The organism is Gemmatimonadaceae bacterium (assembly GCA_035606695.1).
Lineage (GTDB): Bacteria > Gemmatimonadota > Gemmatimonadetes > Gemmatimonadales > Gemmatimonadaceae > JAQBQB01.
On sequence record DATNEW010000024.1, the window covers coordinates 14,592 to 37,618 of the forward strand.

Below are 23,027 nucleotides of genomic sequence, written 5' to 3' on the forward strand. Positions count from 1 at the left end.
ATGACCCGCACACTCTCCGAGCTCAATCCGCCCGAACGGCTGCTTTTTGGTCCGGGCCCAAGCAATCCCGATCCGCGCGTGCTCGCCGCGATGAGCCGTCCTGTCGTCGGACATCTCGATCCGTACTTCGTCGAGCTCATGGACGAGACGATGGACGGACTGCGTCAGGTGTATCGCACGCAGAATCATCACACGGTGCCGATCTCGGGCACCGGCTCGGCCGGGCTCGAGACGATCATGCTCAACCTGCTCGAGCCGGGCGATCGCGCGGTCGTGTGCGTCGGCGGGTACTTCGGCAATCGGCTCGCCGAGTTGGCGCGGCGCGCCGGCGCGGACGTGCGGACGCTCGAAGTGCCGCCCGGCGAGATCGTCGATCCGGCCGACGTCGACAAGGCGCTCGGTGAGAAGCGCACAAAGCTATTGGCATTCGTGCATCTGGAGACGACAACTGGCGCGTGTCAGCCGATCGCGCCGATGGTTGAAGTCGCGCGCAAGCACGACGCGCTCGTCATGATGGACTGCGTGACGTCGCTCGGCGGCGTGCCGATCGACATTGACGCGCTTGGCATCGACGCCGCCGGATCGTGCACGCAGAAGTGTCTCGGCGCGCCGCCGGGACTCGGACCGATCACCGTGAGCGCACGAGCGATGAACGCGGTGAAGGCGCGCAAGAAGCCGCCGACGACGTGGTACATGGATCTCTCGCTCCTGTTCCAGTACTGGAGCGAGGATGCATCGTCACGCAAGCGCGCGTTCCATCACACGGCGCCGATCTCGAACATCTACGGATTTCACGAGGCGCTTCGCCTGATTCTCGAGGAAGGATTGGAGAATCGCTGGGCGCGCCACGCGAAGGCGCAAGCCGCGTTGATGCGCGGTCTCGAGAAGCTCGGGATTTCGCTGTTCACGCCGCAGGCGAATCGCGCGCCGACGATCAACGTGCTCTCGGTGCCCGACGGCGTCGATGAAGCGAAGGTACGTAGCCGCATGCTCGAGCGCGGCGTGGAGATGAGCGGCGGACTCGGAGCGCTCGCGGGCAAAGTCTGGCGCGTCGGCGTCATGGGGTACAACGCCGAGGAATCGCGCGTTGAGCGATTCCTCGGCGCATTGGCCGAGTCGTTGTCGTCCTGACCCTGAGCGTAGCGAAGAGGAAGGACCCCTGTCGGTGCCGAGCGCTGCTCCTCCGCCGGGACGGGGGTCCCTCGACTCCGGCGCTTCGCGCCTCCGCTCGGGATGACAGTGAGGTGTAGTTACGGCGCCTGCTCCAACCACGAGTTGAGCGGCCGCCACCGCTCTGGCAACGGGCGCAGCAGGACGCGCCCGATCAACAACGCGTTGGTGCCGAGCAGCAGATAGCGCTCAGTGTTCAGATGTGCGCCGACGCTGCCGTGCACGGTCGGCAGTGCCGCGATCGTCAGCGTCGAGATCGCGAGCGGCAAGGCATACGGCAGCTGCGACCAGCGTGACTGATGTCCGTCGCTGATCGCGACTTCCGTGATGGCCGGCCGCAGTAGCACCACGCTTCCCTTGCCGCCAGGAATGCCGAGGATGAGCGAGTCGCGCGACAGCGCGCTCAAGTTCCCGATGTACGCGCTGGTGTTGCGGCTCGAGGCGCCGACGCGAACGCGGACGCGTTCTCCGGCGTGCAGCGAGTCGCTTTGCGCCTGAAGCAGGATGGGCGCGGCAAAGATGATGGCGGCGAGCGTCGGGGCGAATCGCATGTCCGCCTCGGTGGGTGGCATTAGAGATCTATGATAGACGCGCGTCGGAGGACGGCGACCATGCGGGCGCCTGGCGGCCGTCGGCCGCGAGCGATGCCTGCCGCTCGAAGTACCGCGCGACGATCTGCATGCGGCCCTCCGAGTTCGGCATCGACGTAACGACGCGCTCGAGACTGCCGAGGTAGTCGGGATAGCCGGTCTTCGCCCGGATTTCCGGGAGATAGGGACGCAGCTTGACGTAGGTGGCGACATGCTCGGTGTTCGCGCTGTTGAACATGTCGGACTCGATCGCGCCTTCGACGACGAGCGACGCCGCCATGTCCCAGTACGTCGTGACCATGCGATACGGTGCGCTCTCGTGCCCCGGCCCGAGCCAGGTGTGCAGCACGTCGCCGGCCGATTTCGGATGGAACTCGAACGCGAACCAGGCGCGAGCGCGCCGGAGCGTGGCTTCGGTGCGTAGCTCGTAGAGCTTGAGCAAAAGACTGGCGCTGTCGGCGGCTGCGATCATAGAGTCCTCGGCGATCGTCGAGCGTGCTGCCAATGTATGGCCGACGGAGGGGGACGCAACCTCCCTTCCCTTGTACTTCTACAGGGCCTGGCGTATCATCTCTTGTAGAAGCGCAAAGGGAACTCGAGGAAACCGACATGGACGACGACAAGCTCGATCTGCCGCAGGGAACGCTCGATCTGCTCATCCTCAAGGCGCTGTCGCTCGGGCCACAGCATGGCTGGGCCATCTCCGAGCGGCTGCATCAGGTCTCGCGCGCGACGCTGCAGGTTCCTCAGGGCTCGCTCTATCCCGCGCTGCACCGTCTCGAGCGGCAAGGATGGATTCGCGCGGAATGGGGCGCGTCCGAAAACAATCGCCGCGCCAAGTACTACGAGCTCACGCGCACCGGTCGTCGCCAACTCGAGACGGAGACGGAACGTTGGTCGCGTCTCACCACCGCCGTTTCACTCGTGCTCGACATGGGGTGATCGCATTGCGAGCGCTGTCATCCTGAGCGAAGGCGCGCAGCGCCGAAGTCGAAGGACCTCCGTGCGCGGAGGAGAGTTTCTCCGCCGGGACGGGGGTCCCTCGACTCGCTAACGCTCGCTCGGGATGACAACTATTTAACGAACTACTGAATCGGACCGCCCTTCTTCGTCTGCGGAACGCCGTCCGTCATCCACTTCGGTGCCGGGGTGCCCTTGAGGTAGTGATCGAAGAACTGCTTCATGCGCTCCTGGAAATCCTTCTGATTCTCCTTGCGCGCCAGGTGATGCGGCTCGCCCGGGTACGACAGCAGAATCACGTGCTTGCCCCAGCGGCGCGCGGCGCCGTATAGCTCGAGCCCCTGGTGCCAATCGACGGCGTTGTCCGCCGTGCCGTGCAGGATCAGGAACGGCGCCGTGATGTCGCGGACGTGATAGAGCGCCGACTGGTCCTCGAACAGCTGGAGATTGTCGAACGGATTCGTGCCCATGCGCACCTGGCCGACTTCGACGATTCCCTGCTGCAGCGTACCCGAGCCGGGATACGTCTCGTCGTAGAAGCTCACGAGATTGGTCGGCGGCGCGCCCGTGACGACGGCCGCGAACATCTTGCTGTGGGTGAGGATATAAGAAGTCTCATATCCGCCCCAGCTGTGGCCCTGAATGCCGATGTGATCGGGATCCGCGTAGCCCAGCTCGATCACCTTCTTCACGCCGCTCGTGACGCAGTCCAGCGCCGACGTGCCCGGATGTCCCGTTTCGTACACGATGTCCGGCTCGAACACGACATAGCCGTCGCTCGCGTACTCGGCGAAGTGCGGCCGGTCGTCGAACACCGGCATCGGGAACGCGTGGTGCGTGTCCGACAGCTTCTCGTAGAAGTACACGAGCATCGGATACTTCTTGCCCGGCTGGTAGTTCGCCGGCAGCGTCAGCGTGCCCTGCAAATGCTGGCCTTTCGAGTTCTTGAAATCAACGAGCTTCTTCGAGCCCCACGCGTACTCGTCGATGAATGGATCGGCGTCCGTCACTTTGCGCGGCGAGGCGAAGCTCGTGGTCGCCACGTAATAGTCGGGGACCATCGAGAACGTCTGCTTCGTGAAGATCACGCGGTCGGCGTTCTCCGCCTTGACGGCGTCACCGATCTTCTCGTCCGCGAACACGAGCGGCGCAGGCTTGGCGCCAGGCTGCACCGTGTAGTAGCCCGACTTCTTCGTCCACTCGCCGTACGCCGAGACGAGCAGAGGCTTCGAGAGATCGACACCGTCGTCCTCGGTCTGCGGGGCGCCCCCGAACGCGCCACCGCCGCGGCCGCCGCGGCCACCCGCACTGGGGCGATCCAACCGAACGAGGCGGAAGACGATCTGCTGCGCATCGCCAACGCCGCCGGTGAGGTTGACTGGCTTCCCGCCGTCGAGCGGCACGCTGTACAAATCGAAACGCTCGTCGAGAATCACCGACTTGCCGTCCTTCGACCAGCCCGCAACGCCGTAGACCGGCTTCTCATACGGATGATCGTCTTCGGCATCGACAAAGCTCATGCCGGCGCCGAGTGTGACGGAGCGGCCCGACTCGACGTTGTAGGCGATGACGTTCTTGTTCTTGAGATAGAGGAACCACTGGCCGTCGGGCGAGCTGCCCATCGTGCGTGTGAGACCGCGATCGATGAGCGAGCGCTCGCCCGTTTCGGTGTTCACGCGATAGTAGTCCGCCTTGCTGCCGCCCCACTGCACTTCACCGCGATACGTGGTGTCGATGCGGCCGATCGCGTAGCGCGGATCGGGTGTCGGCGTCACATTGCGCATCACCTCGTCAGACACGCGCACCAACTTGCCCGACGCGACGTTGAATACCGCGGGCAGCGTGGCGCGGCGCTCCTGCGCCAGGCGAATGATCTGTACCGACTGCACTTCGGGATCCTTCCAATGCCACACGTCGACATTCGCCTTCGGCTCGGCACCCGCGGCGCGTGCCACGGTGTCGGCTTCCTGTTCCTTGAGGCCGACGTACACGCGAGAACCGTCGCGCGTCCAACGCAGCGCGCCCATCTCGCTCACGACGTAGCCCTTGGGGAACGACGCGTCTTTCGACGGATCGTAGACGGTCATTTGCGGGTTGGCCGCAGCCGCATCGCGCCACACGAGCAGCGTGTTGTCGCGCTGCGCTTCGCCGGACTTCTTGTCGCCGCGCAACACGGCGAGCGACGTCGACTTGTCGGCCCACGCGAGCTGATCGTAGTCGGCGGCGCTCGAGCTCAGCACCTTCGACTGGCTCGTCGCCAGGTCGACGACATACACGCCGTTGCCCATGCGCTCGGCGGCATCGACCGTGTACGCGAGCATGCGGCCCGCGTCGTCGAAGTCGTACTGACTCACGTTGCCGATGTTCTGGACGACCCCCGAGGCGAGCTCGCGAAGCACGAGATCAGACCCGTTGTTCTTCGCCGTGAAGTTCGCCTTGTTGGCGCGGACGGCGACGAACTTCGAGCCTTTAGAGAACTTGAATGTCGCCGCGTCCGGTACCTGGTACTTTTCGCCGGTCGACAGATCGAGCAGCTCGAAGCGGCGCGCCGGACCGTTGAAGGAGACGACCGTGGGTGCGCCGCCCCGACCACCGCCCCGGCCACCGCGTCCGCCACGGCCCTCGCTCGGTGGCGTGACGAAATAGCCGACGTGCCGTGAATCGTCCGCGATCTGCGGCCCGGAGCCGCCGGGAATCGTGAACAGCTTGTCGCCGTCGAGCTGGCGCACGAACAGCGTGTCGTCGCCCTCGTTCGGCGTGTAGGTGTAGGTCATCCACTTGCCGTCGGGCGACAGTGCGGCGGCGCCAATGCGCTTCCAGCGGCCGATGTCGGCGAGCCCGAGCACTTTCTTGGCGCCCGGATCGGACTTTGCCGCGCCCTGGGGCGCGACGACGGGGGACGTTTGCTTGTTTTGCTGCGCGGGAAGGAGATACACCGGCGCGAGCAACAGCATCGTCGCGGCGGCGAAGCGAACGGGAGTATTTCTCAGCATGACGCGGGCTCTCCAGCAAGCCGGGGGAGGGATTGCTGAGTATACGGCTCGGCGCGGCGAAACGCTTAGCGGGACCTCCGTCATCCTGAGCGAGTGAGCGCAGCGAGCGAGTCGAAGGACCCCCGTCCCGACGGAGGAGTCGTACACAGCGCTCCGCTGAGAAGGGGGTCCCTCGACTTCGGCGCCGCGCGCCTCCGCTCGGGATGACATACCCGCTTTCTCTTGCGATGACAGCCCTACTACGGCGCCGCCGCCGAATCATCGAACCGAACCATCCGCGCCACCGCCGGCTTCCCGTGGCAGTCGACATAGAACAGCATGTAATACGCGGGCGGCATGTCCGCCGCGTGCGCGTTCGGCATGCGGAACTCGACGTCGCTCGGCGCGCCCGGCACGGCATGCATGTCGATGTCGAGAAACGCTTGCCCGTTCTCCCAGCCGTGTGTGGCCGAAGAGAGCTTGATCATCGACAGGCTGGGCGTACCGCCGCCGCAGGTTTCCGGCAGCCCGGTCAGCGTCATGCGATACGTCTGCTCGCTGTGCACGAGGTAATACGTCTTGCCGCCGATCTGCGCATCGAACCGATAGCCGCGCGGCGTGTTCGATGGACGGATCGTCGCAATCGCCGCGCGGCGTGTCCCGTCGATGAACAAATACGGCGGACTGTACATCTCGGCCACCCAATCCTCGGTGGGCAGCGTTTGCATCCCCGGCTGTCCTTTGCCCATGGGCCCGTCGCCGAAGAAGTACATGTCCACGTCGACCAGCGAGAGATTCGGCTTCGGCTGCTGGCCAGGCCCCGCGCTCGTCGCGAGCGTGGCCCGCGCGCGCACGCTCGCACGCGCCGTGTTGCCGCCGGACACGAGAATGCGGCCGTCGGGCAACAGGAGCGCGGTGTTGTGATACAGCCGTGGCTCGACGCCCTCGCTCATGCGAGTTTTCTCATAGGAGACGAACTTGCCGCCGCTGTACTTTGGCGTGAGCAGCAGCGGATAGTACACCGGTCCGTAGAAGTCGTAATTGCCGCCGTTGATGATCAGCACCTGATGCGTCGGCAGCGTGATGGCGTAGTGCATCGTGCGATCGTCCTGCGGTGAATCACCGAGGAAGTCGGGGTCGAGCGTCCACGATCCACCTGCCGGCGTGCCCGGGCGATACAGAAACTCCTCACGCTTTCGGCTGCCGCGGCCGCCCGCGAAGTGCGTCGGCGGCGAGGTCGGTGGATTGAGCGTTTGGTTCGCTGTGTTCATCGGCAGATACGTGCCGGCCGACGTGGGTTGTCCACCCAGCAGCGTGATGTTGTGCGTGTTTGGATCGAGATAGGTCGTGCCGTAGGACGTGATCGTGTCGGGCCGTGCGGGCCCGTTCGCGAACGCGATGGTCGAGGCACCCGGCCTTCCTCCGATCGTCACCCAGTAAGTGTGCTGCGTGCGGCGCATGTACGCCGTGCTGCCGGTACGCAGACTCACCCAATCGCCCTCCTGCGTCATGTAGATGCGCCCATCCGGCATGACGTAGTTCTCCGGATACAACTTGAACGTGTCGTACTGATTGTCCTTCACGCAGCGGGCGTCGCACTCTTTGGGGCTGTCGGGCGTGAATGTTGGATTGATCAGATTTGTGAATGGACTGTTGGGTGTGCCGCTCACGTCGATCGATTCCCACGCCGTGCCCGGCGTCGCCGCCTTGAACTTGCCGGGATCGAAGATGTCGATCGTTCGGTTCATCTCGAAGCGGTACATGACCGTGTCGGGCGGCGGGTCGAAGCCGACGAATCCGCCGAACACCGCCATGCGTCCGTCGAGCAGCGGCACGATACTCGGGTACCAGCGGCCGCGCGGCATGAGCCCGGCGAAGATCCACGGATTCGCCGGCGGATTCGGCATCCGCTGCCAATCGACGGACGGCCAGCGAATGGTCGCTTCCTTTCGCCAGTCGAATATCCACGTCGAGCGATTGCCCGTGCGATACGGGTAGTAGTACTGCGTACCGCCGACGAAGAGAACGCTGCCGTCGGGCAGATGCAGATGTCCCGTGCAAAACAAATCGCTGGGCACGAAGTGCGTGTGATCCGCCGGCTCCAGTACTGGCACCGGGTGCGGAATGCGGTAGAACGTGTTCCGTTCGGGATCGTAGATCCCGACGTTGTTCACCAGCTCGTAGTAGGTTTGGAGCTTGTGGATCTCGAACGGATCGAGCGCGCGATCGAACAAGCCCGTTCCCGCTTTCGGTTGAGGCACATTCGGGTAATGCTGCACGCTGTCGTGGTTGCGCCAACTGCTGCCGCTCGCCCAGAGCACCTTGCCCGACGGCAGGAGGACCGCGTGTACCGTCTGCATGCCGAGCACGCGCTCGACGGCCGCGCCACCGGCGTTCGGGATCACCGTTTCCCATCGCCCATACTTCTCGGGCGGCGGCGTCAGCGGCGGATGCTGCGCGACGAGCGGCGGCGATCCGGCGACGGAGATCAGCGCGCCGAATGCGAGCATCGAGCGTCGGTGCGGGCGTCGAGACATGGGCGTTTCCGGTGGCGTGAGATGGCGGAGGGAGCAGCGGCATTACCCTATCCCGTCCGCGACGAGCGCGCCACGCCAAACTAAAGTTTATATCATGAGAATTCTCCAATCATTTCGCGGATTGCCGATGGTCGCGGCACTCGGCGCGGCGACTGTGACGGGATGCGCCAAGCTCGCGACGTACCTGCCGGGGCGGACGCCGGCACCGGCGCCGGCGCCAGTGACAACTGCAAGCGGGTCGTCGCGCCCGCGGCCCTATCCGGTGTTCGAGACCCAGGCCTTCGCGCGCGCGGTCGCACGCGGCACGCGCACACGCACCGGCGAGCCGGGGGCCAAATACTGGCAGCAATTCGCGCGATACCACATCGACGCCGAGTTGGTGCCGACGACCAATCAGGTCAACGGCCGCGAAACAGTGCGGTATTTCAACCGGTCGCCGGATACGCTGCGCAAGGTATATGTATTTTTGAATCAGAATTTGTTCATGCCGGGCGCCGCGCGCACGGTGCCGACCCCGGTAACGGCCGGCACGGAGATCCTGCGAGTGGCGGCGTGGAGCCAGGCCCTGGCGCGCCGTGACACGGGGACAGGATTCGCCATCGACGGCACGGTCATGCGCATCAATCTGCCGCGCGCGCTCTCGCCGCACGACTCGCTCGATCTCGACGTCGCGTGGGCGTTCCAGGTACCGCCGGACGGTGCACCGCGCGAAGGCACCACCGGCGACGCCTACATGGTCGCGTACTGGTATCCGCAGATGGCCGTGTACGACGACGTGAACGGCTGGCAGACGGACCCATACCTGGGCACCGCCGAGTTCTACATGGACTACGCGGACTACGACGTGAATCTCACGGTGCCGCAAGGCTGGCTCGTCGCCGCGACGGGCGAGCTCACCAACCCGAACGACGTGCTGTCGAAGCAAACGCGCGACCGCCTTGCCGAGGCGCGACGCACCGGCGCCGTGGTGCGCGTCGTGCGCGAGCAGGACCGCGGCGCCGGCGGCAACAAGGCGACGAGCACCGGATTGGACGCGGCGCTCGTCTGGCGCTTTCGCGCGCAGAACGTGCGCGACTTCGCGTGGGGGGCCTCAGCCAAGTATTTGTGGGACGCCACGGTTGCCGCGGTCGGCGATCGCGACGGCGATCATCGTCCCGACTCGACGATGATCTACACGTTCTATCGGCCCGAGGCGCGCCGGTGGTCCTGGGACAAGAGCGCCGAATACGAGCGTTCGGTTGTCCAATTCTTGTCCAACTATTTGTGGAACTATCCCTGGACACAGATGACCGCTCTCGAGGGTCCGGTGTCATGCTCCGGGATGGAATATCCGATGTTGACGTGCATCGGTGGCCCGCGCGACACGCTGTCGCTGTACTCGGTGCAGGTCCACGAGACGGCGCACATGTGGTTTCCGATGCAGGTCGGCTCCGATGAACGACGCTTCGGCTGGCAGGATGAAGGCCTCACGCGCTTCAATCAGGCCGAGGGGATGCAGGCCTATTTCAAGGGGTACGACCGCGAGCGCCTCGCGCGTGAGGCGTATCTCACCTTCGCGCGCACCGACGGCGAAGTTCCGCTCATGCGGCCGGGCGATCAGTATCCGTTCGATACGCCGGCCTACTCGGTGGCGACCTACGACAAGATGGCGACGAACATGATCGCCCTTCGCGCGCTGCTCGGCGACACGGCCTTTCTGTCGTCGTACCGCACCTACGGCTTGCGGTGGCTGTACAAGCATCCGACGCCGTATGACTTCTTTAATACGTTCGACTCGCTGTCCGGGCAGGACCTGTCGTGGTTCTGGCGCACGTGGTGGTACGAGACGTGGACGCTCGATCAGGCGATCGCGTCGGCGACGACGGTCGCCGACAAGCTCGTGGTGACGATCGAGGACCGCGGTCTCGCGCCGATGCCGGTGCGTCTCGCGATCACGCGCACGGACGGCCGCGTGGAGCGGCAGGAGATTCCGGTGAGCGTCTGGCTGAACGGCGCGCGCCAGACGACGGTCTCGCTCCCCTCGGCGACGACGATTCGCTCCGTCGAGATCGATCCCGAGGAGGCGTTTCCGGACATCGATCGCTCGAACAACCGGTGGTCGAGGCCGTAGCGGCTGACGCCGGAGCCTCTGTCATCCCGAGCGACCCTGACCCTGAGCGTAGCGAAGGGGACCGGGAGTCGAAGGACCCCCGTCCCGACGGAGGAGCTCTCCGAAGTGAAGGGGGTCCCTCGACTCGCTGACGCTAATTAGCGATTCGAACCCGAGCTTCCGCCGCTGGACTGATCGTCACCCGCCGGCTGTTCGTCGGGCAGCGTCAGCCACGTACTCGACCCACTCAGATTGCGATCCTCGGCCACGTCATCCTGCTCCTGGCCGCGATTGCTCGAGCCGGCTTTTTTGCTCTGGTCGTCCTGCTTCTGATCGCCCCGCTGATCGCCGATCTGAGAGTCGCGATCGCTCTGGTTCTGATCCGCCATTGGTTGCTCCGTTGAGGTTGTCCCCCTCTGCGGCGCATGGGTCGTGCCCGCTCGCCGCCGTGTTAAGCTTCCACCGCAGATTCAACCATATCGAGACAGAACGATGACGAACGATTCGCGCCCTTTTGTGTTGGCCGTGTCGACGTGGAAGACGGTCGATCCGACGCCGTATGAGGTGGCGGTGCTCCCGTGGGGCGCGACCGAGGCGCACAACTACCACCTGCCCTACGGCACCGACAACATCCAGGCCGAGTCCGTCGCGATTCGCGCCGCCGAGCGTGCCTGGAGCGAGGGCGCGCGTGTCATCGTGCTGCCCACGGTCCCGTTCGGTGTGCAGACGACCCAGCTCGACATCAAGCTCTGCCTCAACCTCAACCCGAGCACGCAAGCCGCGGTGCTTGGCGACCTCGTCTCCTCGCTCGAGGGCCAGGGCGTTCACAAATTGCTCATCGTGAACGGCCACGGCGGCAACGATTTTCGTCAGATGATCCGCGAGCTCCAGCCGAAGACGCGGGTGTTCCTGTCGGTGATCAACTGGTGGTCGTGCGTCGACGTGCACCAGTTCATCGAGGAGGCGGGCGACCACGCCGGAGAAGCGGAGACGGCGGCGATGATGCATCTCGCGCCGGAGCTGGTGCGGCCCTTGAGCGAGGCGGGGGCGGGGACGGCGCGACCATCTCGGTTGCGCGGCGTGCGTGAAGGCTGGGCGTGGGCGCCGCGGCGGTGGACGCAGGTCACCTCCGACACGGGGATCGGCAATCCCTCGAAGGCGACGGCGGCAAAGGGCGAGGCCTACGTCAGCGCGGCGGTTGCGCGGATCAGTGCGTTCATGATCGAGCTCGCTCGGCTCGATTTAGATAATTTATATGAATGAATCGTAACTGTCCGCGCGCTACCAGCCGAACCGTTACACGCCGGACGGATACGTCTCGGCCACCTCGCCGTCCACGCGAACGGGCATGTGCAGCGGATCGACCGCTCTCGTCTGGTCGAGATACAAAAACGCATCATACCGCCGCGGCACGATCGTCGGGACATAATTGCCCCACCGTTCGGCACTCGGATCGTATACGACACCGATGGCACGATGGCCGAGCGGTTCATCGAGCCCCGGCACGCCGCCGTCATCCGCGCCGTTGAACAGCAGCAACGCGTCGCCGACTCCGGCGTCATGCATCGCGTCCTCGAAGCTTCCGCGACGCGCCGCGGGCACCGGCATCCGCTCCATCGGCTCGCCCCACTCCTCGGCCGCGATCACCGTTCCGCGATGCGTGCCGAAGCCAACGAGCACCACACCCTCGCGGTCGTGGGCCTGCCGAACGAGCTGGCCCACGTTCACCATTCCCGCGCGCGCCATGTCGGTGAAACGCGCATCACCGATGTGTGTGTTGTGCTCCCAGACGATCGCGCGCGCCTGGGCGCCGTGATGTTGCATCAACCGCGCGAGCGTCTCGACCATGTGATGATCGCGGACATTCCATGATGCGGGTCCGCCGCGCACCATCGTGCGATAGTACAGCTCTGCGTTGCGCGCGACGAGCGCATTCTGCTCGGCGTTGAAGTATCCCTCGCGGCCATCCTCGCGAAAGGCCGGGGCGTTGGCGCGCAGCTCGCGCAATACGGCGACGGCCTCGTCCTCGCACGAGGTTGGTACCATCGCCGTCGCGCGCGCGTAATCCTGGACGTCTTCGGCGTATGGCTCGAAGCAGTTGTAGGCGCGACGCGCGTTCGCGGCGAGGTTCGGATCGAGGCGCTCCAGATACTGCGTCACGGCGCGCATCGAGTCCCACAGCGAATAGACGTCGAGGCCGAAGAAACCGACCTGGTGTTCGTCGGGCTTGCCGCGATTCCAGGCGCGCATCCATTCGATGAGCTCCACGACCTCGCGATTCGCCCACATCCACGTTGGCCATCGCTCGAATGCGTGCAGCACGTCGAACGCGCTCGCGCCGGAATCAGGCATTCCTTTCACATACCGATTCACGCGGTAGCAGTCTGGCCAGTCGCCCTCTACGGCGATGAACGAGAAGCCGTGCTCCTCGATCAAACGCTTCGAGATCTCGGTACGCCACGTGTAGAACTCCGAGGTGCCGTGCGACGCTTCGCCGAGCAGCGCGTAGCGCGCGTCGCCGATCGCGTCGATCAGCGGATCGAGATCGCGCGGCGACGCGAGAGGACGCGCCAGCCTGGCGAGCCCGGCGGACAACGCCGCGGTATCGGGTTCTTTCTCATTCGCTGCGCGCCGCCACGACATGTCGGAACAGTTCCTTGCAGAGGTCCCCGATCAGTTCTGCAAGTTGAAGGCACGCGTGACGGCCGAGCCCGCGTCAGACGCCGCGGCGTCAAACGCGGCGGCGTCAGACGTCGATGTAGAGTGTGTCGATCACCGACGCGTACTTCTCGGCAATCACGGCGCGCTTGAGCTTCATCGTCGGCGTCAGCTCGCCGCCTTCCACCGACAGCTCGGCCGGCAATACGGCGAAGCGCTTCACCGTCTGCACGCGAGCGAGGCGCGCGTTCACGGCATCGATCTCGCGACGCAGATACGCGGTGAAGTGATCGCACTCGGCGGCCTCTTCCGGTGTGCGCGCCGAGCTTCCCTCGAGCGACGCAATGTGGGGAATCTTCGCGGGATCGAGCGTGAGCAGCACCGAGAGATAGCGGCGGCGATCGCCGATCACGATCGCCTGATTCACGACCGGAATCGCCTTGAGATGTCCCTCGACATACGCCGGCGCGATGTTCTCGCCGCCGGCCGTGATGATGATTTCTTTCTTGCGGTCGGTGATGCGCAGGAAGCCGTCCTCGTCGATCTCGCCGATGTCGCCGGTGTGCAGCCAACCGCCGGCGTCGATCACTTCCGCCGTCGCCGCCGCATCCTTGTGATATCCGGCGAACACGTGCGGGCCGCGAATGCAGATCTCACCGTCGTCGGCGATGCGAACGTCCGCGCCGGGAATGACGTATCCCGCCGTGCCCGTGCGATACCGCTGCGGCGTCGCGACGGTCGTGATGGCGGTGCACTCGCTCATGCCGTACACGTCGCAGATGGGCAGTCCGAGCGACAGGAAAAATTCGAGCGTGCGCTGGGAGATGGGCGCCGCGCCGGTGACGAGCGTTCGCGCGCGATCGAGCCCGAGACGCTCGCGTACTTTCGAGAATACTAAACGATCCGCCAGGCCAAACATCAGCGGGCGGGACTTGCCGCGCTGCATGGCGTAGCCTCCGGCAAGGCCGACCTTGCGCGCCCATTGGACGATTCGCCGTCTCAGCGGCGGCGCCGCGGCGCCCACCTCTTCCATCTTCGCCTGAATCTTTTCCCACACGCGCGGTACGCCGAGGAAATGATGCGGACGCACATCGCGCATGGTGTCGCCGAGCGTCTCGAGGCTCTCGGCGAACCAGATGCAGGTGCCGAGCATGGCGCTCGAGTGCAGCGAGAAGCCCTGCTCGGCGATGTGGCTGAGCGGCAGGTAGCTGATGATGTCTTCGCCAGGTTTGACGCCGACGATCTGCGACGCGCGCGACACGAGCCACGTGATGTTGCGATGCGTGAGCATCACGCCTTTTGGAATTCCCGTGGTGCCCGACGTGTAGATCAGCGTGCACACGTCGCTCGGGCGCTGGGCGGCGATGCGCGCGTCGAGCAATTCGTCGGGAACCGTGCGTCCGAGATCGAGAAACCCGTCCCAGGTGAGAATGTCGTCGCCGCGCACCTCGCCGTGCATGACGACGATCGCGCGCAACGCCGGCAGTGCCGATCGAATCGCGCGGAACTTGGCAAGCTGCTCCTCGTCCTCGACGAACGCGACTCGCGCGTCGCAATGCGCGGCGACGTACCGGCACTGCTCGGGCGTGTTCGTGGTGTAAATGCCGGCCGGAATGCCGCCGGCCATGATCGCCGCGTAATCAGCGATGAACCATTCCGGGCAGTTGTAGCCGATGATGGTGACGTGATCGTGCGGTTCGACGCCCAGTGCGATGAGTGCGCGCGCGCCGAGTCGAACCCGGTCGTGGTATTCGCGCCAGGTGGTAATCTCCCAGCGGCCGTTTCGCTTGCGCGCGAGCGCGGGCGCATCGCCCCGCGCTATCGCGGTGCGCTCGAACGCGTCGGCGGTTGTGGTGGGCGGAGAGAAAGGAGTCATGTCGCGCGACCACTCTATCACACGGCCCGAAGGTTCGCCACACCAGCGTCGCGTTCGTTAGCTTTTTCGGATGCTCCGATCGCTACGCCGCGTCATGTTGGCCGCCTTGTCCCTCCTGGCGGCCAGTTCGTTACGGGCTCAGGCCCCGGCTCAGGTGCCGACTCCGCTGCCGTCGTACCTGGCGCAGCCCGATCCGCTGCATCAGAGCGGACAAAACGTGTCGGTGTTCCTGTTGACGATGGGCGACGGCGACGAAGTGTGGGAGATGTTCGGTCACGCCGCCTTCTGGCTACACGACAACGTCACGGGCCGAGATACCGTGTTCAACTGGGGCGTCTTCAACATGCGGGCGCCGCATTTCATTCTGCATTTTCTGGAAGGGTTGAATTACTACGAGATGGGCGGCAACTCGCTGCCGGACGTACTGAATTTCTATCGGGAATACAATCGCACCGTCAAATCGCAGGAGCTCGACCTCACCGCGGTCGAGAAGGACTCGCTGTTGAGCGTCATTCGCATCAACGCGCTTCCTGAAAACGTGAAGTACCGGTACGACTACTTCGTCGACAATTGCTCGACGCGTCCGCGCGACATTCTCGATCGACTGCTCGGCGGACAACTGCGCATCGGCGCCGATTCGGTGACGCCGCACTCGTACCGATGGGAAACGCTGCGGCTCATGCAGGGCGACAAGCCGTTGGCGTTGGGCGTGGACATTGGCCTGGGCCGGCCGTCGGACAAGCCGATCACGATGTGGCAGGAAATGTTTCTGCCGGAGAAGCTGCACGATTGGGTTGCGACGCGGCAGATTCACGACGCGAGCGGTGCGACGCATCCGCTGGTGAAGAGCGAGCGTGTGCTATTTCAATCGCAGCGTTCGCCCGAGCCGACGATGGCACCGGCGCTGGGCGCGTGGCTCTGGCCGATCGGGCTCGTGATCGGCGGTCTGTTCTGGTGGCTGGGGGCGAGCGCGGATGCCCGAGGTCCACGCATCGGCGCGGCGGTGGCGTTCTGCGTGTGGGCGACGGTATGCGGCATCCTCGGCGTGCTCGTGACGTTTCTATCGACGGTGAGCGAACATCGGTTTGCGCATGGGAACGAGAATTTGTTGCTGTTCAATCCGTTGTGGCTCATCGCGGCGGTGCTGCTGCCGATGTACATGATCGGCGGCCGCGCACCACGCACGACACGGTGGGGGGCGTTTGTTCTCGCGGGGCTGGCGGCGCTTGCGCTGGTGGCGCACGTGGTGATGCTCTCGGCACAGAGCAATCTGGCGATCATCGGCCTGGAGTTGCCGGCGACGGTGGCGATTGCGTACGCGGTCTGGCGGCGACGCGCGGTCGTTTGACCGTTCAGCTCGCGCGATTAATGCGTGATCAGCGGATGAACCAGCCACGAGAGCAAGGACATATATGACCGCGCCCGCCCCAGAACCGCCGCGCTCGCCAGATCCATTTCCGACCCCCGAGCCCGGCCCCGCCAATCCGGACGAGACGCCGGTCAAGATCATCGATCTTCCGCCGGGGCTGCCGTCGCCGGGCATTCCCGTGGATAATCCGCTCCCGTCCTAGACCGACTCTGACGACGGAACAAATCGGACATCCGCGGACCGGCACGGAGACGGCGTCAACTTCGGTTAACTGCGGTTTGATGATTTTTTGAAGAACACCCTCGGGAAGCTTTGCGATCGAAGCATCCCGAAGGTGTTCTAAGGAAAGGACCTGTCAACAGCCGTCAACTGCAGTTGACGCCGTCTCCGTGCCTATCCGTGTTCGTCCGATTTTTGTCCGTGGTCACACGGACCCCGATGCACGACCCGATTCGTGAGCACTCGCACATCGGCCTCCTCGAACGTCGGAATGGCTTCCCCACACTTCATGCACCGCGGAAAGAGCGCGTAGATCGAGCGGGCGAGCTCCTCGACGGCGGGATCATCGTAGCGGGCGCGAATGTCCATGGCACACGATGGCGGTCCGTGGCACATTTTGCCACCATGCCCGATCTCCTCCTTCGTCTCGTACGCCACATGCGCTGGGCCGACTCCGTGGTCGCGGACGTGCTCGCGCCCGGCGATCCCTCCGGCGGCGAAGCGACGCGACTGTTCGCGCACATCGCTTCCGTCGAACATCTGTGGTACGCGCGCATCGTCGGACGACCCGCCGAGCACGCGGTATGGCCCTCGCTCGACCTGACGGCGGCGCGTGCGCTCGCCGCGCGGCACGCGGAGCTGTTCGAGCGATTGGTCTCCGACGCTGACGCTTCGTCGCTCGGTCGGAGCGTCGAGTATCGGAACAGCGCCGGCCGCGACTATCACAATACCATCGCCGACATCGTGCTGCATACGACGGTGCACGGCGAGCATCACCGCGGCCAGATCGCGCGACTCATTCGCGCGGCCGGCGGCGACCCGCCGCACACCGACTACATCCTGTTCGCGAGGCGCGATCAGTAGTCGGCCGCAGTCAACCGATCGGCCAGCGCTCCTCTTGCTCGCGCTTGGTCAGCGGCGGACGCTGGTTCTGTTCGCGCCGTCGTGACAGATCGTCGCGCTGGTCCTCGTCGCGAGCGTTCGATGCCTCTCGGTTCGCGGCATCAGTCGTTTGATTACGACGAATCTCATCCATCGTCCCCCCCTGTGCGTCGGCAATGGACGCCTGCAGCGCCGCACACGACGTGCCCGGAAGTTCGGGAACTCCCGATTCTCGAAGCTCGCTTCACATATCGCTCAATCTGCCCCTACATGGCGCCTGCAAAGCTCAAGACATACGACCGAGAATACTTCGAGCGCTGGTACCGCGATCCACGCCACCGTGTCGCCACGCGTGAAAGCCTCGCGCGCAAGGTTCGCATGGCGGTATCGCTCACCGAGTTTCTGCTCGGCCGCACGCTGCGCTCGGTCCTCGACGTCGGCTGCGGTGAAGCGCCGTGGTTCACTGTGCTCAAACGTGTTCGGCCGGAGACGAAATACACCGGCATTGAGGCCAGCGACTATGCGCTCGAGCGCTATGGCGCATCGCGAAACATTCGCCGCGGTACGCTCGGTTCACTGAGCGAGATGAGACTGCCGCGGCGCATCGATCTCATTGTATGCGCCGATGTTCTGCAATACGTATCCACCGCCGAGGTCGAGCGTGGCCTGCGCGCGATCAGACATCTCGCCGGCGGCGTCGCGTACATCGAATCCTTCGCCAAGGAAGACAACATGGAGGGCGACCGCGCGGGATGGATCGAGCGCAGCGCCGACGAATACCGCCGCCTGTTCCGCCGAGCCGGCCTCACGCAATGCGGGCCGTACAGTTTCGTGAACCTCGACGCGATCGAAAACTTGAATGTCTTCGAGCACTGCTGAGCTTACACGGGCATCGAACCTGCCTTGTTCTGACGGTGATTGAGGCGAGGGAGGCCCAATGTTGAATACACGCAAGCTCATGGCATTCGCGGCCATCGCGGCGCTCGGCGCCGGGTGCGCCCGCTATACGCAAGCCGGCGGCGACGTCATCGACCCGGCGGCCGAAGCGAAGACGGTCGTATTAGAAGTCAATAACATCAACACGCAGCCGATGGAGCTGCGCACCGTTCACAACGGCGAATCGCACTTCATCGGGTCCGTCGGCGGCAACGATTCGACGAGTATTCTGCTCGATCCGTCGCTGTTCCCCACCGGCTCGCTGTTCGTCGCGGCGATTCCAGCCGATGCGCGCGGCCGTGCGCTGGTGGGTCCGTTGACGGCAACCAAGGGCGACAAGATCCGCTTTACTGTCCAGCCGACGCTGGGACTGAGTCACGCAATCGTAATCCACTGATCTGTCGCCGAAGGAATCGGCGCTCGGGCTCGGCGGTCGCGAGCTCGAGCGCTTTTTCGTAGGCAACCACCGCCTCGCCCTCGCGACCGAGCCGGCGCAGCAGATCCGCGCGAGCCGCGTGCATCAGATGGTAACCGCGCAGCTCACCGCGCGCGGCGAGTGCGTCCACGAGCAACAAGCCCTGTTCAGGCCCATCCGTCATCGCGACCGCAACCGCGTGATTCAGCTCGACCACCGGACTCGGATGCCGCTCGACGAGCAGCGCGTACAGCGACGCGATCTGCCGCCAATCCGTTTCGCCGGGCGTCGCGGCGCGTGCATGCAGCGCGGCGATCGCGGCCTGAATCGCATACGGCCCAACGCGCGTCGAGCGAAGGGCCGATTCGACGAGCGACAGTCCTTCGTCGATCTGTGCGCGATCCCACCGCGAACGATCCTGTTCGTCGAGCAGAATCAATTCGCCGTCCGGCGACGTGCGCGCATCGCGACGCGCATCGTGCAACAACATCAACGCGAGCAATCCTCGCAGCTCGGGCACGTCGGGCATGAGCTCGACGAGCAACCGGCCGAGGCGAATCGCTTCGCCGCAGAGATCGCGACGAACGAGCGCGTCACCGCGCGTTGCCGCATACCCTTCGGTAAAGACGAGATACACCACCGCGCACACCGACTCGATTCGACCAGGCAGCTCCCCCGCCGGTGGAACGCGATATGGAATTTTCGCATCGCGAATCTTCGCGGTCGCGCGCACGAGCCGCTGCGCCATCGTCGCCGTCGGCACGAGGTGCGAGCGCGCGATCTCGTCGGTCGTGAGACCGCACACCGTGCGCAGCGTCAGCGCAACCTGCACTTCGGGCGCGAGCGCCGGGTGGCAACACGTGAAAATGAGCCGTAGCCGATCATCGCCGACGGCGTCTTCATCATCGATTTCGTCGGGAAGCGACGCGACCGGTGCATCGCCCATCAACATCGGTATCTTCTCGGCGAAGCGTACGTCGCGGCGCATGCGGTCGATCGCGCGATTGCGACCGACACTCACCAGCCATGCGCGTGGATTCGCCGGCGTCCCGCTGCGCGGCCACTGATCGGACGCCACCGCGAACGCATCCTGCAGCGCCTCCTCGGCGACATCGAAATCGCCGAGGAGGCGGATGAGCGTTGCGAGCGCGCGGGCGGACTCGTCGCGAAAGATTCGCTCCAGGTCAGCCGCGCAATCCGTCATGCCGTCACAACCGCCGGCATCTCTACGATCGGGCGCACTTCGATACAGCCCGTCTTCGCCGCCGGAATTCGCTCGGCGATCGCGATCGCCTCGTCGAGGTTTGGCGCGTCGACCAGGTAGTAGCCGCCGAGCTGTTCGCGTGTCTCGGCGAATGGCCCGTCGGTCGTCTGCCGCTTGCCGTTGCGAACGCGAATCGTCGTGGCGGTGTTCACCGGCTGAAGCTGGTTGCCGCCCTTGTAGCTGCCGGACTGAGCAAGGCTCTGCGTGAGCGACCGGTACTCGCCCATGATCTGCTGCATCTCGCTGGGCGGGTACGAGGCCCACTGTTGCTCGTTGTCGAAAATCAGAAGGAGGTATTGCATGGCTTCTCCAGAAAGAGGGTTGGTTGGATGGCTTGGATGCACCCTCTAGTCGAACGGGGGTCGACGAATTCGACAGCGGTCCGGCCGTGGACCTAACGTCTTGGCGCGGTTTAGTTTGGGCTCCCGCGTTGACCCTGCGCAACCCACGGCGAGTTGTGGGGGTAGAACCGGCGCCGCCCCGTTCATAACTTGCGGCTGTTCCTCTCTCCTCCAAACGCAGGCATATGAAGCAAGCGACCCCAACCGCCAGCCACGCCGTTCGCGTGCTGCTCGCCGCGGCACTGGCCCTCGCGATCGTCGCGCCATGTCGTGTCGCGCGCGCGCAAGCATCGCCGCCCGCCGCGCCGGGATTCTCGGCGCTCCAAGGCTTCATCATCGACAGCATTCACAACGAGCCGCTGGCTCACGCGAGCGTGATGATCGAAGGCACGTCGCGCTCGGCGCTGACGGACGATGGCGGCCACTATCGCATCGACAGCATTCCGCCGGGCAAACATCGCGTGTCCGTACTGCACCCGCTGCTCGACACGCTCGGGCTCGTGATGCGCACGCCGGAGTATCCGTTCGGCGCGAATGAGTCGCACGATCTCGACGTCCCGATTCCGAGCGCCGAGCATCTCGCCGCGGCCATCTGCTCGAACGATCCAATGCGCATGCGCGGGCCGGGCGCGATGGTCGGCTTCGTGCGCGATCCCGACTCGAAGGCACCGGCGACCGGATCGAGCGTGGAGCTCGTGTACTACGAGGCCGACGTCATCGGCCGGAAGATGATGCGCCAGCGCAAAGCACCGGTGGATTCAGCCGGCATGTATCGCTTGTGCGGTTTGCCGAAGGACATGAGCGGCAAGGTCCAGGTGTTTCGCAACGGCGTGAGCTCCGGCGAAGTGCCCGCCGAGGCGACGGGGGGCTTCGTCACACTGCGTGCGTTCAGCGTCGCGAGCACGCAGCGCGTCGTCGAAATGAAGAATGACAGCGGCAAGGTGAAGCGCTTCGCGAAGGGTACCGCGCGCGTCACCGGCAAAGTCCTCGACACGAAGGGCCAGCCGCTGCGCGATGCACGCATCGCGCTCCAGGGTGGCGGCGTCGTGGCACTGTCCAAGGCGAACGGAACGTTCGAGCTGGATAGTCTGCCGTCGGGAACGCAGGCGCTCGAGGTGAGAAAGCTGGGCTACACGGTGACTGAAGTGCCGGTGGAGCTGGCGGCCAACACGACCGCGAACACGACGGTCAAGATGCCGGACGCCGTGCCGCTGCTGGAAACGATGCGTGTCGAAGCGCAGGCGGATCAGGCGCTGTCGCAGCTTGGATACCTCGGACGCAAGAATACTGGCATGGGCAGCTTCCTCGACGGGAAGCAGATCAATCACGAAGCGCTGATGTTCAGCGACGTGCTGCGCGCCGCGCCGGGACTTCGCATTTCGCCGACGGGTGACGGCCGCACACAGGTCGTCACCGACGCGCGCAACTCGGCGAGCGGCTGCGTGAACTATCGCGTCGACGGACAGCCGTGGACGACGATGGAGCCCGGCGATATCGATTCATTCGTGCAGCCGGCCGACGTGGTCGCGGTCGAGATCTATCACGGTTCGGAAACACCGCCCGAGTATCAGACGCCGGGCCAGTCGAGCTGCGCGACGATCGTCGTGTGGACGCGCGCGAAGACGGAGACGCTGCTCAAGAAGAAGAAGTAGTACCCGAGCGCGGGTTCATCGGCTCTGGCTGGAGCGGGCCGCGCGCTGGACGAGCGCCGCCAGGGTATCGAATGGCGGCGCGCCGTAAAAGCGCTGGCCTCCCAGGACGACGAGCGGCGTCGCCGCGATTTGCAGCCGGCGCGCCGCCGACGTGTCGCGCTGCAAGGCCGGGATATCGGTGGACTGGCGCGTGCACGAGGCGAAGGCCGCCGTGTCGCGTACGCCGGCGGTGGACGCGAACCACGTCCACGGAACGAGACCAACTGAATCACGATACGTGAATAACGCGTTGTACATGGGCTCGAACGCGCCTTGCGACGCGGCGCACTCGCTGGCGCGCGCCGCCGGGACCGCGAAGCGATGGCCTTTCACGGGATAGTGGCGGAAGACGAGGCGAACCAACCCGGGGTGCGCTCGCGAAAGGGAGTCCATGCGCTGATAGAAGAGCGCACAGGCCGGACACTCGAAGTCCGCGAACTCCGTGACGACGACCGGCGCACTGTCCGGCCCCATGGAGTGCCCTTCCTTCGCGATCGCGCGCCAATCGGGAACGGCGGCAAGATCGAGCATCGCTGCCGCGGCGCGCGGCGGAAAGACCTCGCGCCTGATTACGAGCACGGTCACGGCGACCGCACACAGTAGCATGATGCCCGTGACGAGATGCGACAAAATGGTTCGCATTGATTGCTCCCGCGGATCGCGCGTTGTTTTGCAAACTATTATCATGGCGCGCAGCCGGCGACGCAACATCGAAATGCGGTGCTGGCGCGCCAGCGATACCCGTTCCGGAGGAGCAGCATGGTGACCGCCAAGCAAGTGAGAGCTCTTGCCACGTTCGTCGTGATCGCGGGAGGGTTGCTTCTGAGTGCGCCCGTCAAGGCGACGGCGATGGTGCCGACGTGCAACGCCGATCAGCGCGACATGTGCATGAATGTCTGCCAGGACTACGGCTACGGTCTGGGCGCGTGTGGAATCGACGGCAACGGGCACTACGAGTGCTACTGCATGGGCCAAACGTGAGACCTGGCGTCCGGCCAACTGCCAGCCCCGCGCTCGGCGGTTGGCCGGACCCAGCCCACGGCGGGTTGCGGGGGTAG

22 protein-coding genes are annotated in these 23,027 nt (G+C 65.0%); 11 read left to right on the forward strand and 11 right to left on the reverse strand.

The features are described 5' to 3' along the window. Positions 1 to 1,131: an alanine--glyoxylate aminotransferase family protein gene (locus VN706_10635; protein ID HXT16075.1), complete on the forward strand. Its 1,131-nt coding sequence runs from the start codon at positions 1 to 3 to the stop codon at positions 1,129 to 1,131. A 119-nt stretch (positions 1,132 to 1,250) separates the two neighbouring features. On the opposite strand, the gene VN706_10640 is transcribed toward VN706_10635, so the two are convergent. Together VN706_10640 and VN706_10645 are read right to left on the reverse strand one after the other, a co-directional pair. Further along, positions 1,251 to 1,742: a hypothetical protein gene (locus VN706_10640; protein ID HXT16076.1), complete on the reverse strand. Its 492-nt coding sequence runs from the start codon at positions 1,740 to 1,742 to the stop codon at positions 1,251 to 1,253. A 7-nt stretch (positions 1,743 to 1,749) separates the two neighbouring features. Beyond that, a complete protein-coding gene (locus VN706_10645) occupies positions 1,750 to 2,232 on the reverse strand; it encodes a hypothetical protein (protein ID HXT16077.1) in 483 nt (160 codons plus the stop codon). Between the two features lie 137 nt (positions 2,233 to 2,369). On the opposite strand from VN706_10645, the gene VN706_10650 reads away from it, so the two are divergent. Then, entirely contained in the window at positions 2,370 to 2,702 is a 333-nt protein-coding gene (locus VN706_10650; GenBank protein HXT16078.1) for a PadR family transcriptional regulator, read from the forward strand. A 143-nt stretch (positions 2,703 to 2,845) separates the two neighbouring features. On the opposite strand, the gene VN706_10655 is transcribed toward VN706_10650, so the two are convergent. Together VN706_10655 and VN706_10660 are read right to left on the reverse strand one after the other, a co-directional pair. Further along, a complete protein-coding gene (locus tag VN706_10655; protein HXT16079.1) occupies positions 2,846 to 5,713 on the reverse strand; it encodes a prolyl oligopeptidase family serine peptidase in 2,868 nt (955 codons plus the stop codon). A 239-nt stretch (positions 5,714 to 5,952) separates the two neighbouring features. After that, positions 5,953 to 8,229: a DUF1929 domain-containing protein gene (locus tag VN706_10660; protein HXT16080.1), complete on the reverse strand. Its 2,277-nt coding sequence runs from the start codon at positions 8,227 to 8,229 to the stop codon at positions 5,953 to 5,955. 94 nt (positions 8,230 to 8,323) lie between these two features. Between VN706_10660 and VN706_10665 the strand changes: the two genes are divergently transcribed. Next, entirely contained in the window at positions 8,324 to 10,339 is a 2,016-nt protein-coding gene (locus tag VN706_10665) for a M1 family metallopeptidase (GenBank protein HXT16081.1), read from the forward strand. 137 nt (positions 10,340 to 10,476) lie between these two features. Here the strand turns inward: VN706_10665 and VN706_10670 are convergent, their stop codons facing one another. Further along, positions 10,477 to 10,707, reverse strand: a complete 231-nt coding sequence (locus VN706_10670; protein ID HXT16082.1) for a hypothetical protein — start codon at positions 10,705 to 10,707, stop codon at positions 10,477 to 10,479. A 103-nt stretch (positions 10,708 to 10,810) separates the two neighbouring features. Between VN706_10670 and VN706_10675 the strand changes: the two genes are divergently transcribed. Continuing rightward, positions 10,811 to 11,581, forward strand: coding sequence for a creatininase family protein (locus VN706_10675; protein ID HXT16083.1), 771 nt, complete (start codon positions 10,811 to 10,813; stop codon positions 11,579 to 11,581). A gap of 33 nt (positions 11,582 to 11,614) precedes the next feature. Here VN706_10675 and VN706_10680 read toward each other — a convergent pair whose 3' ends face one another. Both VN706_10680 and VN706_10685 read right to left on the reverse strand, forming a co-directional pair. Continuing rightward, positions 11,615 to 12,961: an erythromycin esterase family protein gene (locus tag VN706_10680; protein HXT16084.1), complete on the reverse strand. Its 1,347-nt coding sequence runs from the start codon at positions 12,959 to 12,961 to the stop codon at positions 11,615 to 11,617. Positions 12,962 to 13,064: 103 nt separating this feature from the next. Then, entirely contained in the window at positions 13,065 to 14,852 is a 1,788-nt protein-coding gene (locus VN706_10685; protein ID HXT16085.1) for an AMP-binding protein, read from the reverse strand. A 154-nt stretch (positions 14,853 to 15,006) separates the two neighbouring features. Between VN706_10685 and VN706_10690 the strand changes: the two genes are divergently transcribed. Both VN706_10690 and VN706_10695 read left to right on the forward strand, forming a co-directional pair. Then, positions 15,007 to 16,200 carry a DUF4105 domain-containing protein gene (locus VN706_10690; protein ID HXT16086.1) on the forward strand — a complete coding sequence of 398 codons (1,194 nt, stop codon included), beginning with the start codon at positions 15,007 to 15,009 and terminating at the stop codon, positions 16,198 to 16,200. Between the two features lie 64 nt (positions 16,201 to 16,264). Further along, entirely contained in the window at positions 16,265 to 16,423 is a 159-nt protein-coding gene (locus VN706_10695) for a hypothetical protein (protein ID HXT16087.1), read from the forward strand. A gap of 191 nt (positions 16,424 to 16,614) precedes the next feature. On the opposite strand, the gene VN706_10700 is transcribed toward VN706_10695, so the two are convergent. After that, positions 16,615 to 16,809 carry a hypothetical protein gene (locus VN706_10700; protein ID HXT16088.1) on the reverse strand — a complete coding sequence of 65 codons (195 nt, stop codon included), beginning with the start codon at positions 16,807 to 16,809 and terminating at the stop codon, positions 16,615 to 16,617. A gap of 36 nt (positions 16,810 to 16,845) precedes the next feature. Here VN706_10700 and VN706_10705 point away from each other — a divergent pair, with 36 nt between their 5' ends. The 3 genes from VN706_10705 to VN706_10715 all read left to right on the forward strand — a co-directional run bounded on the left by VN706_10705 (position 16,846) and on the right by VN706_10715 (position 18,655). Then, complete coding sequence (locus tag VN706_10705) at positions 16,846 to 17,304, forward strand: DinB family protein (GenBank protein HXT16089.1); 459 nt, start codon at positions 16,846 to 16,848, stop codon at positions 17,302 to 17,304. A 288-nt stretch (positions 17,305 to 17,592) separates the two neighbouring features. Beyond that, on the forward strand, positions 17,593 to 18,201 hold the full coding sequence (locus tag VN706_10710) for a methyltransferase domain-containing protein (GenBank protein HXT16090.1): 609 nt from the start codon (positions 17,593 to 17,595) through the stop codon (positions 18,199 to 18,201). A 58-nt stretch (positions 18,202 to 18,259) separates the two neighbouring features. After that, complete coding sequence (locus VN706_10715) at positions 18,260 to 18,655, forward strand: hypothetical protein (protein ID HXT16091.1); 396 nt, start codon at positions 18,260 to 18,262, stop codon at positions 18,653 to 18,655. On the opposite strand, the gene VN706_10720 is transcribed toward VN706_10715, so the two are convergent. After that, positions 18,606 to 19,877, reverse strand: a complete 1,272-nt coding sequence (locus tag VN706_10720; protein HXT16092.1) for an RNA polymerase sigma factor — start codon at positions 19,875 to 19,877, stop codon at positions 18,606 to 18,608. The two genes, VN706_10715 and VN706_10720, sit on opposite strands and share 50 nt — an antisense overlap. Then, entirely contained in the window at positions 19,874 to 20,239 is a 366-nt protein-coding gene (locus VN706_10725; GenBank protein ID HXT16093.1) for a YciI family protein, read from the reverse strand. Before VN706_10725 ends, VN706_10720 begins: the two co-directional genes overlap by 4 nt. A 224-nt stretch (positions 20,240 to 20,463) precedes the next feature. On the opposite strand from VN706_10725, the gene VN706_10730 reads away from it, so the two are divergent. Beyond that, entirely contained in the window at positions 20,464 to 21,930 is a 1,467-nt protein-coding gene (locus VN706_10730) for a carboxypeptidase regulatory-like domain-containing protein (GenBank protein HXT16094.1), read from the forward strand. A 15-nt stretch (positions 21,931 to 21,945) separates the two neighbouring features. Here the strand turns inward: VN706_10730 and VN706_10735 are convergent, their stop codons facing one another. Then, a complete protein-coding gene (locus VN706_10735; GenBank protein HXT16095.1) occupies positions 21,946 to 22,611 on the reverse strand; it encodes a thioredoxin domain-containing protein in 666 nt (221 codons plus the stop codon). A gap of 117 nt (positions 22,612 to 22,728) precedes the next feature. Here VN706_10735 and VN706_10740 point away from each other — a divergent pair, with 117 nt between their 5' ends. Further along, positions 22,729 to 22,950 carry a hypothetical protein gene (locus VN706_10740; GenBank protein HXT16096.1) on the forward strand — a complete coding sequence of 74 codons (222 nt, stop codon included), beginning with the start codon at positions 22,729 to 22,731 and terminating at the stop codon, positions 22,948 to 22,950. The last annotated feature ends 77 nt before the right edge of the window (positions 22,951 to 23,027 follow it).